Annotated in this window: 11 protein-coding genes; 4 read left to right on the top strand and 7 right to left on the bottom strand. The window is 38.5% G+C overall.

Annotated elements, in window-relative coordinates; all coding sequences use genetic code 11:
• Positions 1-13: 13 nt before the first annotated feature.
• From lysA to serC, 4 genes are all read right to left on the bottom strand, one after another.
• Positions 14-1168: a diaminopimelate decarboxylase gene (gene lysA, locus C4F40_RS04355; RefSeq protein WP_390881625.1), complete on the bottom strand. Its 1155-nt coding sequence runs from the start codon at positions 1166-1168 to the stop codon at positions 14-16.
• A gap of 15 nt (positions 1169-1183) precedes the next feature.
• Positions 1184-2497 (bottom strand): aspartate kinase, encoded by a 1314-nt coding sequence (locus tag C4F40_RS04350; protein ID WP_196938135.1) that lies wholly within the window; start codon positions 2495-2497, stop codon positions 1184-1186.
• Between the two features lie 110 nt (positions 2498-2607).
• Positions 2608-3555 carry a D-2-hydroxyacid dehydrogenase gene (locus tag C4F40_RS04345; RefSeq protein WP_196938134.1) on the bottom strand — a complete coding sequence of 316 codons (948 nt, stop codon included), beginning with the start codon at positions 3553-3555 and terminating at the stop codon, positions 2608-2610.
• Between the two features lie 253 nt (positions 3556-3808).
• A complete protein-coding gene (gene serC, locus C4F40_RS04340) occupies positions 3809-4876 on the bottom strand; it encodes a 3-phosphoserine/phosphohydroxythreonine transaminase (protein WP_196938133.1) in 1068 nt (355 codons plus the stop codon).
• A 326-nt stretch (positions 4877-5202) separates the two neighbouring features.
• Between serC and gyrA the strand changes: the two genes are divergently transcribed.
• From gyrA to C4F40_RS04325, 3 genes are read left to right on the top strand one after another with little or no spacing between them, the layout of a single operon-like run.
• Positions 5203-7770: a DNA gyrase subunit A gene (gyrA, locus tag C4F40_RS04335; protein ID WP_196938132.1), complete on the top strand. Its 2568-nt coding sequence runs from the start codon at positions 5203-5205 to the stop codon at positions 7768-7770.
• Positions 7751-8875, top strand: a complete 1125-nt coding sequence (locus C4F40_RS04330) for a tetratricopeptide repeat protein (protein ID WP_231389913.1) — start codon at positions 7751-7753, stop codon at positions 8873-8875. The genes gyrA and C4F40_RS04330 overlap by 20 nt, the downstream gene beginning before the upstream one ends.
• A 13-nt stretch (positions 8876-8888) precedes the next feature.
• Positions 8889-10064, top strand: a complete 1176-nt coding sequence (locus C4F40_RS04325) for a tetratricopeptide repeat protein (RefSeq protein ID WP_196938131.1) — start codon at positions 8889-8891, stop codon at positions 10062-10064.
• 323 nt (positions 10065-10387) lie between these two features.
• Here the strand turns inward: C4F40_RS04325 and C4F40_RS04320 are convergent, their stop codons facing one another.
• Genes C4F40_RS04320 through C4F40_RS04310 form a run of 3 tightly spaced genes read right to left on the bottom strand, consistent with a single transcriptional unit; the run spans position 10388 to position 14954 of the window.
• Positions 10388-12073 carry a sodium/sugar symporter gene (locus C4F40_RS04320; protein WP_196938130.1) on the bottom strand — a complete coding sequence of 562 codons (1686 nt, stop codon included), beginning with the start codon at positions 12071-12073 and terminating at the stop codon, positions 10388-10390.
• Positions 12074-12123: 50 nt separating this feature from the next.
• Entirely contained in the window at positions 12124-13452 is a 1329-nt protein-coding gene (gene xylA / locus C4F40_RS04315; protein ID WP_196938129.1) for a xylose isomerase, read from the bottom strand.
• Between the two features lie 23 nt (positions 13453-13475).
• A complete protein-coding gene (locus C4F40_RS04310) occupies positions 13476-14954 on the bottom strand; it encodes a xylulokinase (protein WP_196938128.1) in 1479 nt (492 codons plus the stop codon).
• Positions 14955-15038: 84 nt separating this feature from the next.
• Between C4F40_RS04310 and C4F40_RS04305 the strand changes: the two genes are divergently transcribed.
• On the top strand, positions 15039-16049 hold the full coding sequence (locus tag C4F40_RS04305; protein ID WP_196938127.1) for a LacI family DNA-binding transcriptional regulator: 1011 nt from the start codon (positions 15039-15041) through the stop codon (positions 16047-16049).
• The last annotated feature ends 50 nt before the right edge of the window (positions 16050-16099 follow it).

The following is a 16099-nucleotide window of genomic DNA, read 5'->3' as shown; positions in this document are numbered from 1 at the left end:
GAGCCTCTCGCTTTTATTTGGAATAAATGTATCTTATTTCTTCTCTCAAGTTATAACGTGAAGCCATTACTTCACCATAGGCTCCCGCTGTCCGAATGGCGATCAAATCACCTCTTTTGGATTCCGGAAGAGGAACCTCTTTTCCAAAGCAATCGGAACTTTCGCAGATAGGTCCCACTACATCATAGTTAACCGTCTTAACATATTGGTCGGATCCTACTTTTTCAATTTTATGATATGCTTGATAAAGAGCAGGGCGCATTAATTCCGTCATGCCAGCATCCAGTATCAGAAAATGTTTTTTGGTTCCACTTTTGGTATACAATACTTTGCTTACCAAACTTCCACATTGCGCGACCAAAGCACGTCCTAATTCAAAATGAACCTCTTGCTGGCCGTTACGTTCCAAAAATTTATCAAACACATCAAAATAAGCTTCAAAATCGGGAATAGGATTTTCATCAGGAGCATGGTAATCAACACCTAATCCTCCCCCGACATTAATTACTTTAATATAGGTACCGCGCTCTTCAAACCAGCTTTTCCATTCATTTACTTTTACGCAGAGGCTCTTAAAAACATTCATATCCGTAATTTGAGATCCTACGTGAAAGTGTAGTCCAACCAGATTAATATGTTCGCAAGATCTCAAAACAGCTGCAGCTTGTTCTAATTCAGAATTTGGAACCCCAAATTTATTTTCGTCTAGACCTGTTGTAATATAATGATGGGTATGCGCATCTACATTGGGATTGATGCGTAAAGATACATTTGCCTTCTCTCCTAACTCATCTGCTAACGCATTGATTATTTCAAGTTCTTGTATCGATTCCACGTTAAATGCAAAAATTTGATGCTTTAATGCGGCTATAATCTCTTTGTCTGATTTACCAACCCCAGCAAAGGTAATCTTGCCGGCATCAAAACCAACATCAATGGATTTTTGAACCTCATTACCACTTACACAATCGGCACCAAATCCTTTCGATTGAATAATCGACAATATTCTGTCGTTAAAATTTGCCTTCAGCGCATAGTGGACGTGAAAATTACGTTTATCAGCGGCATGTTTTGCAGCATCCAAAGTTCGTTCTAACAACGTTAGATCGTAATAATAAAAAGGTGTTTCTACCCCTACTAGTTTTTCTACTTGTTGATCGTTAAACAACATTCCTTTTTTAGCTTAAAATAATCTATTATGTAAAGAGCGTAATGCTTCTGTCTTGTGTTTTGAATCTAATAAAATAGAAACGTTGTAATCAGATCCGCCATACGAAATCATCCGGACTGGCAGATGCTTTATAGCATCCAATACGCGTGCTGCATAACCGTGTGTATTGGCACCAAAATCTCCAACTACACAAACAATTGTTTGTCCTTCATCCACTCCCACTTTACCAAAACCTTCTACTTCTTTAATAATCTCTAACAAATTGCTTGTATCATCAATGGATAAAGAAACCGCTACTTCTGAAGTGGTGATCATGTCAATTGGTGTTTTGTATCGCTCAAAAATCTCGAATACCCTTCTCAAGAAACCGTAAGCCAAAAGCATTCTTGTTGAGTGAATGTGTATGGCTGTGATGCCATCTTTAGCGGCAATGGCACGAATTGAGCCTTTTTCTCCGCCATTTTTTGAAATCAAGGTTCCTTTCGCCTCGGGATCCAACGTATTTAACAGGCGGACAGGAACATTGTACTTCTGTGCAGGGAATACACTTTGGGGATGTAAAATCTTTGCGCCAAAATAAGCTAATTCGGCAGCTTCATCGAAACTCAAATTCGCAATCGGTTTGGTATTGGTCACAACACGCGGATCATTGTTATGCATGCCGTCGATATCTGTCCAAATCTGAACTTCTTCCGCACGGATTGCTGCACCAATTAGAGAAGCCGTATAATCTGAGCCTCCCCGGCGTAAATTGTCGATTTCGCCAAAAGAATTGCGGCAGATATAACCCTGAGTAATGAACAGACTGTTCGACGGATGATCGGCAATAATAGCACTTAATTTTTCACCGATATATTCTACAACAGGTTCATTATCTTCATCGATTTTCATAAAATCCAATGCCGGTAATAAGACCGAAGGAATACCGATTTCCGTAAGGTGAAAATGCCATAACGTCGTCGAAAGTAGTTCCCCCTGTGCTAAGATAATCTTTTCTTCAGTCGGCGTAAAAATATCATTGGAAAGCGACGCGATATGATTAAAATGGGAATCAATTAATTCCTGTCCTTTTTTTAGCCCCTCTTCAGTCGTAAAAAGTTCCTTAATTAATGCGTCGTATTTCTCTTTATGCACTTTGATTAACTGATCCGCATCATCCTTCTTCCCGTTTAGGAATGCTTGACCGATTTCAACCAATGCGTTTGTTGTACCTGATACTGCTGATAACACAACGATCTGACGTTCAGAAGGATTTACGATATCCAATAACCCTTTGATACGTGCTGCACTTCCTACGGAAGTACCACCGAATTTTAGAATTTTCATGATTTAACTTGATACTTATTTTTATAGATTGTTAATATACTGATTACAAACAAAAAAACGGCACAAATGCATTAAAAGCTTTTGTGCCGCATATAATTTATGCGGAAAACCTACTTCTTCAGGTTCTCTATTAAAAGAAGGGCTAATTCCTCGCCTATCCGTTCTTGTGCCTCGTTGGTGGCCGCACCGATATGCGGTGTTAACGATATTTTAGGATGGTTCAAAATTTCTATCCTCGGCGTTGGTTCGTTATCAAAAACGTCTAATGCTGCAAACGAGACTTTACCTGAATTCAGCGCATTTACCAATTCCAACTCATCTATAACACCGCCACGTGACGCATTTACAAGCGCAACGCCATCTTTAAGGATTGCGAATTCCTCTTTACCAATGACAGGTCTGTCTAAGAAAGGAACATGTAGCGAGATGAAGTCAGCATTGCGAAGTACTTCGTCCAAGGCAACTTGTTTTACCGGTACATCGACCGATATTCCTCCCGACAACGTTAATGTTAATGCCTCTGGTCCGTCAAAGAGATCGGAATAAAGCACGTCCATTCCTAAGCCTAAAGCAATTTTGGCAGTTTCTCTTCCAATACGGCCAAAGCCAACTACACCCAATGTTTTACCTTGAAGTTCGACTCCCGCTGCGTAAGCTTTTTTCAACGCACCAAAATTTGTATTCCCCTCAACTGGCATTTTGCGATTTGAATCGTACAGAAAACGTACACCATTCAATAGATGTGCAAATACCAATTCTGCTACAGAATGTGACGACGCCGCCGGCGTGTTTACCACTGCGATGCCTTTTGACCGCGCATAATCAACATCGATGTTGTCCATACCTACGCCACCCCGACCAATCACTTTTATATTTGGGCAAACATCAATTAATGCCTGTCTTAATTTTGTAGCGCTACGCACCGTTACAGCATCGTATTCATTTAGTCGAGATGGTAACTCGTCTTGTGGAATATGAACTGTGTCGACTACGAATCCCGCATCTTCCAATATTTTTTTTCCGATAGGATCAATCCCATCATTCGCTAAAATTTTCATCTGTATAAATCTGTTTTCATTTGTGATGAAGCGATCAGATTTATCCATTCCTCTACGAGTAGTGAATAAATCACGATGGTTTCATATGTATATTATTGACTTTTAATGGTCATATGGAATATTCATGCATATCTGTATTTCGGAAACATGAACATTTCATATGTATATAAATTACTTCTTATGCTGGTAACCTCGATTTCACTTCAAATAGTCACAAGCCAATTAACACACAGGCAAAGGGAATATTCAAAAATTATTTGTGCTTTTCTTCAAATTCCCGCATCGCATCTACTAATGCATTAATCGACGTGATACTTAAAGCATTATAAATAGAAGCTCTAAAACCGCCTACCGAACGATGACCTTTGATACCAATTAGATTACGTTCTTTGGACAAAGCTAAAAATTCAGCCTCTAAATCCGAATTTTCCATCACAAAAGTGACATTCATACGGGATCTATCGGCTACAGCAGCAGTACCCTTAAAGAAAGGGTTACGCTCAATCTCATCGTATAACGTACGCGCTTTTACAATATTCTCTTGCTCGATCACGGAAATACCGCCCTTAGCCTTTAACCAGCGGAGATTCAACATAGATACATAAATCGAATATACGGGTGGCGTATTGTACATAGATCCCGCTTTGATATGCGGCTCGTAATCGAAAATAGCAGGAAGTTTGCGTCCGCTTTTACCTAAGATTTCGTCTTTGATAATAACCAACGTGACCCCCGCAGGTCCCATATTTTTTTGCGCACCAGCATAAATTAAATCAAAATCTGAAATATTTATCACCCGACTCAATATATCTGAAGACATATCCACAACTGTTGGTACGGATGTAGCTGGCTTGTCAAAAACTTCCGTTCCGTAAATCGTGTTATTTGACGTATAATGGAAATATGCCGCATCTACCGGTATTTCAAAATCCTTAGGGATATAGTTGTAATTTTTATCACTAGAAGACGCGACAATCTCAACTTGACCAACATTTTTTGCTTCTTTCGCTGCTTTAGACGCCCAAACGCCTGTGTCAAAATAAGCTGCTTTGCCACCTTCAGGCAATAGGTTCATCGGAATCATCGCGAATTGCTGACTGGCACCACCTTGTAGAAATAATACAGAATAATTTTGTGGAACATTTAATAATTCACGCACTAAACGCTCTGTTTCTATTACGACTTCCTCGAACTCTTTGGAACGATGAGAAATTTCTAAAATTGACAATCCCGTATTATTAAAATCCAATACCGCTTGGGAAGCTTCTTGAAAAACTTCTTTAGGTAAAATACATGGACCTGCACCGAAATTATGTTTCATTTTTAAGTATTGTTTTAAGGTGAAATTTTGGTAGCAAATTTACATTTTATTTTATATTATTTTAAATGAATTCAAATTTTTATTGTCAAATATTCAATTTTTATCACTTTTTTATAAAACATTGACACATAATGACAAATCGGATCTTTTCGAAAATTAAAACTAAATGCTATATTATTTTTCCTAAACAATTGCTCGATTTCAATTCTTTTTAAACCGAAATATTAATGGCACAATTTAAATATTTCATGTAAAAAAATCGTATCTTCGCATGCGAAGTGCCTAAATTAGGGCGCTTTATTTAGTTTTACAGAAACCAGGTAAATATGGCTGAAGAAACAGAAAATGACAACAATTTAATGCCTGCGCACGACAGGATTGTTCGAATCAATATTGAAGATCAGATGAAAGCTGCTTACATCGACTATTCGATGTCAGTAATTGTTTCTCGCGCTCTTCCAGATGCGAGAGACGGCTTGAAACCGGTACACAGACGTGTCTTATACGGCATGTTAGATTTGGGCGTAACATCTGGAAAACCTTATAAAAAATCGGCTCGTATCGTAGGTGACGTATTAGGTAAGTATCACCCACACGGTGATTCATCGGTTTATGATGCTATGGTACGTTTAGCACAAAACTGGTCTATGCGTTATCCGCTAGTCGACGGTCAAGGTAATTATGGATCTTTAGATGGTGATCCCCCAGCAGCGATGCGTTATACTGAAGCTCGCCTTCGCAAGATCGCGGAAGAAATGTTGGCCGACATCAATAAAGATACGGTAGACTTTCAGCTTAACTTTGATGACTCCTTAGAAGAACCTACCGTATTACCAACACGTATTCCTACGCTATTAGTTAACGGGGCTTCTGGTATCGCTGTGGGTATGGCTACAAATATGGCCCCACATAATTTAACAGAGGTTATCGAAGGAACGATCGCCTATATAGAGAATCGTGACATCGAGGTTGCTGAGTTAATGCAATTCGTAAAAGGCCCTGACTTTCCAACGGGTGGTTTGATTTATGGCCATCATGGTGTAAGGGACGCACTTGAAACAGGTAGAGGACGTATTGTAATGCGTGCAAAAGCTGAAATCGAGACAACAAAATCAGGTCGCGAAGTCATTGTTGTCACCGAGATTCCGTACCAGATCAACAAAGCTGATATGATCAAGCGAACAGTGGATTTGATCAATGAGAAGAAACTTGAAGGTATCTCAGAAATACGTGACGAATCCACACGGGATGTGCGTATCGTCTACGAGATAAAACGTGATTCAAATGCAAATGTCGTCTTAAATAATTTATATAAACACACTTCATTACAGACTTCGTTCTCCGTAAACAACATTGCTCTTGTAAAAGGAAGACCAATGTTAATGAATCTGAAAGATATGATTCATGAATTCGTTGAGCATAGACATGAAGTCGTGATCCGTCGTACGAAATATGAATTAGCTGAAGCAGAAAAACGCGCACACATACTTGAAGGATATTTAATCGCACTCGATCATCTAGACGAGGTCATTAAGTTAATACGCAGCTCAGACACACCAGAAGATGCTCGTGTAGGATTGATGGAACGTTTTGGATTAAGCGATCTACAAGCACGCGCTATCTTGGACATGACGTTACGACGTCTTACAGGACTGGAACGCGATAAGATTAAAGAAGAATATGCTGAATTGATGAAGACTATCGAATACTTGAGATCTGTATTGGCCGACGAAAGTTTGCGTATGCAGATTATCAAAGATGAATTAGCTGAAATCAAAGAGAAATACGGTGATGAACGTCGTTCAGTAATTGTACACTCCGCCGAAGATATGACAATGGAAGATTTCGTCGATGATGAGGAAGTTGTCATTACTATATCAAATAATAGTTACGTAAAACGTACGCCATTGTCGGAATACAAACGTCAAGGTCGTGGTGGTAAAGGAGCAATTGGAACGAATACACGGGACGAAGACTTTACAGAGCATATCATTACTGCTACTGCGCATAACTACATGTTATTATTTACCGAATCAGGGCGTTGTTTTTGGTTACGTGCATTCGAAATTCCGGAAGGAAGCCGGACATCACGAGGTAGAGCTCTTCAGAACATCATTAACATTCCGAAGGAAGAAAAAATTAAAGCCTACATACTGGTGAAGAATTTGAAAGACCAAGAATACTTGGAAAACAATTTCATCATCATGTGTACAAAAAAAGGAACCATTAAAAAAACTTCCTTACAGGCATACTCCCGCCCAAGAGCAAATGGTATTAATGCGATCAATATCAATGAGGGAGATCAATTAATCGAAGCATCTTTGACAAATGGTACGAGTGAAATCGTGATGGCTTTACGCTCCGGTCGTGCGATCAGATTTAATGAATCTACGGTAAGACCGATGGGTAGAACAGCGACAGGGGTTCGTGGTATTACATTGGGATCAGAAAAAGATGAAGTGGTTGGCATGATTAGTGTTAATAATTCTGAGGCAACGGTGTTGGTTGTATCTGAAAAAGGATATGGAAAGCGTACTGATATAGACGACTATCGTGTTACAAACCGGGGCGGTAAAGGTGTTAAAACCATTAATGTCACCGATAAGACGGGTGAACTGGTCGCAATCAAAGGTGTTACCGATCAGGATGATTTAATGATCATCAACAAGTCTGGTATCGTGATCCGTATAGGTGTAGAGACGCTAAGAGTGATGGGTAGAGCAACGCAGGGTGTGAGATTGATTACATTGAAAGACAGCGATGCAATCGCTTCGATCACCAAAGTAGCTCGCGAAGAGGAAGAGGAAGAGGAAGATACGCTAAATGATCTAGGAGATCAGGATTCAGAAAACACCGAATCTAACGATCAAAACAATGATGAAACTGAAGAATAATAAGATTATGAAAGCAGGTATAGCTTCACTATTATTTTTGACTATTAGCGGAACTGTTGTAGCTCAATCCAATTATAAGGAAAGCTCCAACAGTTTTGCTAAATATTCGCAAACTGGAGAATTAACGCACCTTGAAAGTGCTAAGAAATTTATTGATGCAGCGTATAAGACTAGGCGAGACTCTTCCAACACAAGAGTGAATCTGCTGCGCGGTATGATCTACAGCTCGATGGCTTACGCTGACTCCACGCGTAAAATTAAAAACGACAAGGATCCAATAGAGATTACAACCCATGCTTTATCAAGGATAAAGCCTAGAGACTTAAGCAATTTTCAGGGAGAATTGGATTATATAAAACAGAATCTTGCAGCAGCGTATATTTATAAAGCGAATAAATCTATTGAAAGCGAAAATTTTGAGGATGCATATTCTGACTTTTTACAAGTAGAGAAACTGGGATCTAAAGGGGAAGACGTTACTTATAACTTGGCACTATTAGCTAGTCAAACGGATAAAATAGATGACGCAATCTTTTATTACAAAAAACTAATAGACAATACAGACGCAGATGCAGGTAAATACCTAGAATTAGCAAACCTGTATCATAAAAAAAGCGAAAATCAACTGTATTTAAATACGCTTCAAACCGCTAGAACAAAATTTCTTGACAATAAAGATGTTCTTTTTCAATTGGTGGAGGTATACGCACAAAACAAATCATATGCCGCAATTGTTCCTATTATCGATGAGGCATTAAAGTTTGAGCCAGAAAATATCCAATTGAATTATCTCGCTGGATTTGCGAATGAAAATGAACAAAATATTGAAGCTGCAAAGAAGTATTACGCAAAAGTAATCCTCCTAAATGAAGGTAATTATGATGCTAATTTAGCATTAGGTCTGATTCACTTAAATGCATTTTTGAAAGATAAAAATAATCTTGAGGCTCAATATGATGCGCAAAGTTATTTGTTAAAGGCAAACGAAATCAAACCCTATGCTGTTAATACGCTCAAAGGGCTGGCTTTATTTTATGAAGCTGCGGATGATGTGGTACAGCTAGACAGAGTTAACATGTTATTAAATCAACTTTCGAATAATTAATATTACAATAGACATGAATTATTTAAAAAAAGCAATAGTTCTTTCCGTATTGATCGCAACAGGAGCATCTACGGTTTATGCACAAAATAGCAACTTAAAGAAGGCGGCTACTAATATTCAAAAATTTGAAGAATTAAAAGGTGCGGGAAGTGCCGAATTAGGTAAGGCAAATCTGACGACAGCGAAAGAAGCCATCGATGAGGCTAGTGTACATGATAAAACGAAAGATTTGGCGGATACTTGGACCTATTATTCTTTGATATATGCTAATATTGCTTCTCTAGAAAAAAGTAGTGAAGCCGCTACAAAAGCAATAGAAGGTATTGCAAAAGCAAAAGAACTGGATAAAGAGAATAAAAATGCTGCCAACATTGAAGTCGCTGCTCAAGTTGTAGGTCAGTACAAATTTAATGAGGGCGTGGGAGCTTGGGAAAAACAAGATTTCAAGTCTGCTTACACGTCTTTTAATGACGCATTGACTTATTTACCTGGAGATACGACATTGACTTATTATTCGGGCCTAGCAGCTATACAAAATCAAGATTATAAGAATGGAATCGAAAAATATAAGCAATTATTAGATAGAAAGGATTTTTCATCACATAAATTGGTCGTAGTCGATCTACCTAAGTTATACCTGTCGTTGGGAGATACTACTTCTGCGATAGAGTATGCAGCTCAAGCAGCACAAACTTATCCAAACGACAATGACGCTGTAATTCAAAATATTGAATTAAACCTCATTGTGGGAAACGAATCTAAGATTATTTCCGAAATCGAAAATCAATTAACTAAAGATCCGGGAAACAAAAGCTTGTATTACTATTTGGGTATTGCATATTCGGCGGCTAATGATTCTCAAAAAGCGCTGGATGCATATAAAAAGGCGATTGAAATTGATCCAAATTATGCCGATGCAAATCTCAATGCAGGTGTTGTATTAATGAACTCCGTTCGTGAAGAATTACAACTCACTAACGACGATAAAACGTTAAACAACAATCAATACAACGAAAAAGTAAATGCACTCAAAGAGAAGATTAAACCGGCTGAAGGATACTTTACTAAGGTAATTGAAGTTGATCCAAAAAGTGAAAGTGCGTTAAGAGGGCTTAAAGGTCTTTATGACTTCACACAAGATGAAGTCAAAGGCAAGGCCATTCAAGACAAATTAGATGCTTTAAACTAAAGCGTAAAATATATAAAAAAGAGGAGGCATGAAATTTTATTTCATGCCTCCTCTTTTTTATATATATAGACCAACTAATAGCATTCCCAGAAAATTGTGGCTACCGACCTTTGTTCCAATCAATCATACGGATCCTTCAGCAGTACCTATATAATATAATAGAGGTAAGCATATATCATAAAAAGAGGATGATGAATAAATGGCGATAATGAACGAATAAAAAATCCCAAATGCCTTAACATTTGGGATTAAACTTTTAACGGCCTCTCCTCCGTCTATGAGAACTTCATAGGAAATACATAAATATTTTCTATAGTGATACGCTACCAGTAAATAGTATACAATGCGATCGTAATAAAAGTTACGATCAGTGCTCCAGCGATAAAACCGGGATGCATTCTAAACATTTTGACATCAATCTCAAGTCCTTTAGGAACTACTCCTCTTGCATTTTCGATTTTACTAATTATGATCATTCCAACAATACAGATGACAAATACAAAGCCCATACGATCTAAGAATGGGATTTCGTAAAGACCGCTGGCTGGACTAAGAACCGCAAAATTCATCGGGCTTAAAAAAGAAAGATCGACATACCCCGGCAGGAACTTGAAGAAGATCGAAAACAAGAATCCTCCAATAGTAGCAAACAACGCCGCATTGGATGTAGTTTTCTTCCAGAAGAATCCTAAAATAAACATGGCGAAAATACCGGGAGAAACAAATCCTGTATATTCTTGAATATATTGAAATCCACCTTTTTTATCGATTCCCAAGTGTGGTGCAATAATTACAGCTAAAATCATGGACACGATAATGGTGATTTTACCTACGTTCACCAGCTGTCTCTCCGATGCATCTCTATTGAACACCTTTTTATAGACGTCCAAAGAAAATATTGTCGCTATACTGTTTGCTTTACCAGCTAGTGATGCTACGACCGCTGCGGTAAGAGCCGCAAAAGAAAGTCCTTTCAGACCTGTAGGCAATAGATTTAATAAAACAGGATAAGCGCGATCTGGATTAGTTTCTCCTGCTTGAAGCATTTCTTGTTGAAATAAGCCATCTTTCCACAACACATATGCAGCAATACCAGGGAGCACAACAATAACAGGCATGAGTAGCTTTAAAAACGCAGCGAATAGAATTCCATTACGAGCCGTTTTAAGGTCGGCTCCCAATGCTCTTTGCGTGATATACTGATTACATCCCCAATAATTAAGATTTACAATCCACATACCACCGACTAATACAGTTAGACCTGGTAAATCGAGATAATTTTCATTATCAGGTTCTAGTATCATATGAAAATGTTCCGATGCTTTCTCTGTCATGATCTGATATCCCTGAAGAATTCCGCCCCCACCTCCAAAATGGTCAGAGACCAAATTTAATGCTATGTAAGTCGTAGCCAAGCCTCCTAAAATTAGAAAGAAAACTTGAATGACATCGGTGTAACCAATTACCTTCATGCCACCCAAAGTAATAATGATGGCAAAAATGGCAATAGCATACATACAGAATGTAAGGCTAATCCCTGAAATACTGCTTACCGCCAGAGCGCCCAAATACAGAATGGATGTCAAATTCACCACGACATATAACATCAACCAAAACACAGCCATAATCATGGCAACAGTACCATTATAACGCTGATTAAGGAACTGCGGCATCGTAAAAATCTTATTCTTCAGGTATACTGGAATAAAGAAAATAGCAACTACAATTAGTGTAATTGCAGCCATCCATTCATACGTGGCAATGGCCAGCCCCATCTTGAATCCAGAACCGCTCATGCCAATAAATTGTTCGGCAGAAATATTGGAAGCGATTAAAGAGGCTCCAATTGCCCACCACGTTAATGAGCCCTCGGCTAAGAAGTAATCTTTTGATTCCGATCCTTCCGTCTTTACGTTTTTCTTATAGTAAACCCAAATCCCATAGGAAGCAACGATCACGAAATAAATCAGGAACACAATGTAATCTTGCGTACTTAAATAATTATTCATCGGTTTATTCGATATTAGTTTAGGGCCTAAATGTAAGAAAATGTTCGGACTTATATAAACCTATTAATCAAATTTTCTAAATATTCTTGACGACCACTAATCGATTTAGGCTCGCCATTAGCGGCTGCATAGTTGCGCAAGTCTTCCAAAGACAATAAACCGTTCTCAAAATCCAAACCTTGACCACTATCAAATGAAGCGTATCTTTCCTCACGAACTTTTAAATATTCGGATTTTTCTAAGATACGATCTGCAGTTAACAATGCTCTTGCGAAAATATCCATCCCTCCTACGTGTGCATAGAATAAGTCTTTTGGATCGGTAGAATTTCGTCGTATTTTAGCATCAAAATTTACACCTCCCCCCTGAAGACCACCGGACTCCAAAATAATCAACAAACTTTCTGTCAATTCATTTATATCATTAGGAAACTGATCCGTATCCCACCCATTTTGGTAGTCTCCTCGATTAGCATCAATAGAGCCTAATAATCCCGCATCGGCAGCCACTTGCAATTCATGTTGAAACGTATGGCCCGCTAATGTCGCATGATTTACCTCTAAATTCAATTTAAAATCGCCTAAAAGATCATATTGACGTAAAAAACCAATCACGGTCGCAGCGTCATAATCGTATTGATGCTTAGACGGTTCACATGGCTTAGGTTCAATAAAGAATGTTCCCTTGAAACCATTTTTACGTGCATAATCTTTAGATAAATGCAAGAATTTCGCTAGGTGTTCTTGCTCACGTTTCATATTCGTATTTAGCAATGACATGTATCCCTCACGTCCGCCCCAGAACACATAGTTTTCGCCACCTAACGCGATTGTCGCGTCCAATGCAGCTTTTACCTGTGCAGCACCATGTGCTACGACGTGAAAATCGGGATTTGTAGAAGCTCCATTCATATATCTGCTGTGACTAAACAAATTTGCGGTTCCCCAGAGTAATTTAACGCCACTTTCTGCTTGTTTAACCTTCGCATATTCCGTAATTGCTTCTAATCGTCTTTCATTTTCTACGATGTCATTTGTATAGTCTACTAAATCCACATCGTGAAAACAGTAATAAGGAATCTGTAGCTTCGTGATAAATTCAAATGCTGCATCCATTTTGTCCTTTGCTCTTTCTACAGCATCTGTTTTCTTGTCCCAAGAGAAAACGTGGGTCGGGCCGCCAAAAGGATCACTGCCATTGGCGTTGAAAGAATGCCAATAGGCACATGCAAATTTAAAATGATCTGCCATGGTTTTCCCCCGGACTACCTGACTCGGATTATACCAACGAAACGCTAATGGATTATCACTCCCATTTCCTTCAAATTGGATTTGACCAATACCTTCGAAATACTCTTTTTCTGTTTTTAAAATGTTCATATTCGTTGTTTATAAATTATTATTTAGTTAAGTTGTTTAATTAACAATGTTTTCCAGTCTTGATATAGTTCCTCGTAGACATCTACTTGTTGGGGTTCTATTTCACGAATCATCTGCATTTCAGAAAATGCTTCTCCTGCTGTATGATAGATATCAGCACCGATGCCGGCCCCTAACGCTGCACCAACACTGCCATCGTTGTTGTACAGTTCTACAGGCGTATTTGTCACTCCAACGAAGGACGACGTAAATATTGGACTCAAAAACAAATTGGCGTTACCAGCTCTTATGATCGAGGGGTTCAATCCATTCTCACGCATGATATCTAACCCGTAACGGAATGAAAATGCAATTCCCTCCTGTGTAGCACGGAGCACCTCCGCTCTACCATGACGATTGAAATCGATTTGATGCATATGTGCGTTGATCAGTTTATTGTTCAGCATACGCTCGGCTCCATTCCCAAAGGGAAGCATCCGAAGTCCGTTACTTCCAACAGACGCACCAGCTGCTATGCTGTTAAGATCATTATACGTTAAATTTTCACCCACCATTTTTTTCATCCAGCTGTTTTGTATTCCGGTTCCATTGATACAAAGTAATACCCCTGTACTGATACGCTCCTTATCGTGATTGACGTGAGCAAACGTGTTAATACGCGACTCCTTATCATATACAAGTTGATTACTTACCCCATAGATGACTCCTGACGTACCAGCTGTTGCAGCCACCTCGCCAGGCTTCAAAACATTGAGTGATAGCGCATTATTTGGCTGATCTCCTGCTTTGTAAGTAACTGTAACATCTGTAGCCAATCCCAACTGGGCTGCCACGCTAACATGTAATCTACCATGGTTACTGAATACGGGATTAATCGAGGGAATGAACGAATCAGAAAAATTAAAATAAGACATGAGCTTGCTAGAGAGTGTATTTGTCGAAAAATCCCAAAAAACACCTTCTGAAAGTGCGCTGCTAGTTGTATTGACTTCTCCGGTTAACTTCATGGTAAGAAAATCACCCGGCAACAAGATCTTATCAATATTTTCATAAATATCAGGCTCATTTGCTTTCACCCAAGCCAACTTGGAAGCCGTAAAGTTTCCAGGGGAATTTAACAAAGTCGTCAAACACTCTTCATGTCCCAAGTCGTTAAACGCTTCGTCTCCAATAGCAACCGCTCGGCTATCGCACCAAATGATTGCATTACGCAATACCTGTTGCAATTTATCTACGAGTACGAGGCCATGCATTTGGTAAGCTATACCAATTGCCTTAATCTCTTTGGGATTATATAGGTTAGAAGCATGTGCTTTTTGGATGCAACGCACGGTATGCTCCCACCATAAATTGGGATTCTGCTCTGCCCAGCCCACTTCTGGAGCTATTATTTCCGTTTCTGTTTCTGGATAATTAACCGAAACTATTAATTTTTGTCGATAAGCATCGATAACTGATACTTTTATGGACGACGTTCCTAAATCTATACCTAATAATAACATGACAAACAATATAACAATGCAACCGATTGCATAAAAGTATTTATTTTTATTTATATTTACAACTAAATTTTAAATATAAAATCTTTGGAAAAGAGAACCACCATCTACGATATAGCTAAAGCGCTCAATATTACGGTTTCTACCGTTTCAAGAGCATTAAATAATATATCATCCATAAGTGAAGAAACTAGAAATGCTGTTTGGGAAATGGCAAAAAAACTAAACTATCGCCCCAACAAAATTGCCACCTCATTAAGTTCAGGAAAAACTAATATTATAGGTATAATTATTCCCAGTGCAAAAATTCAATTCTTTTCTTCTGTGATACACAGCTTAGAACAGGCGCTAAAAAAAGCCGGTTACAGTATTCTGTTATATCAAACGAATGAATCTATTGAATCGGAAAAAAATGGAATTCAGACCTTATTGGAGGCACAAGTGGACGGTATAATTATCTCTCTGTCTTTAGAGACAGATAATATTGATCATATACGGAAGGTAGAATCAGAAGGAAAGCCTTTGATCATATTTGACCGTGTACACAGTGAACTCAACGTCCCCTCGGTCGCTATTAATGATATACAGGCTGGATACATTGCCACCAAGCACCTCATTGATTCAGGGTATAAAAAGATAGCTTATGTATCTACTCGACATAAAATTAAAATTTTTGATGATCGATTTAAAGGCTATATTAACGCATTACAGGAAGCAAATATGCCAATAAATGAAAACTTCGTTATTTTAGACGAACTCTCCATCCAAGGCGGAATTAAAGCAACCGAAAAGCTACTCAAATTAAAGGAAAAACCAGATGCCATTATTGGTGGTGATGATTTTACCGCCCTAGGTATTATAAAAGGTCTATCAATAAAAGGAATTGTTCCTCCAAAAATAGGTGTAATTGGGTTTGCTAATCAAACTTTTTCGGAGTATATAACACCTAGTCTTTCTACCATTGATCAACAAGCGGTAAAAATGGGTCAGGAATGCGCTTCTTTATTTTTAAGATTAATCAGCAAAAAAACAAGTGTTAATAGTCCGGAAAAAATAATTTTAGACCCTATCTTAATTGCGAGAGATTCTACAAGATAACCAGCATCTCCGACATCGAGATGCTGGTCACTTTCTTTGAAAGTTTGTTT

The sequence above is a fragment of the Sphingobacterium pedocola genome (assembly GCF_015209965.1).
In the GTDB taxonomy this organism is placed as follows: domain Bacteria; phylum Bacteroidota; class Bacteroidia; order Sphingobacteriales; family Sphingobacteriaceae; genus Sphingobacterium; species Sphingobacterium pedocola.
Note: the sequence above shows the minus strand (reverse complement) of the source record. Positions and strands in the feature narration are given on the sequence as shown.

Coding starts and splice junctions, on each gene's coding strand:
- C4F40_RS04350 (WP_196938135.1), bottom strand. CDS start 2,497: ATGAAAATTCTAAAATTCGGTGGTACTTCCGTAGGAAGTGCAGCACGT.
- C4F40_RS04345 (WP_196938134.1), bottom strand. CDS start 3,555: ATGAAAATTTTAGCGAATGATGGGATTGATCCTATCGGAAAAAAAATA.
- serC (WP_196938133.1), bottom strand. CDS start 4,876: ATGAAACATAATTTCGGTGCAGGTCCATGTATTTTACCTAAAGAAGTT.
- gyrA (WP_196938132.1), top strand. CDS start 5,203: ATGGCTGAAGAAACAGAAAATGACAACAATTTAATGCCTGCGCACGAC.
- C4F40_RS04330 (WP_231389913.1), top strand. CDS start 7,751: ATGATGAAACTGAAGAATAATAAGATTATGAAAGCAGGTATAGCTTCA.
- C4F40_RS04325 (WP_196938131.1), top strand. CDS start 8,889: ATGAATTATTTAAAAAAAGCAATAGTTCTTTCCGTATTGATCGCAACA.
- C4F40_RS04320 (WP_196938130.1), bottom strand. CDS start 12,073: ATGAATAATTATTTAAGTACGCAAGATTACATTGTGTTCCTGATTTAT.
- xylA (WP_196938129.1), bottom strand. CDS start 13,452: ATGAACATTTTAAAAACAGAAAAAGAGTATTTCGAAGGTATTGGTCAA.
- C4F40_RS04310 (WP_196938128.1), bottom strand. CDS start 14,954: ATGTTATTATTAGGTATAGATTTAGGAACGTCGTCCATAAAAGTATCA.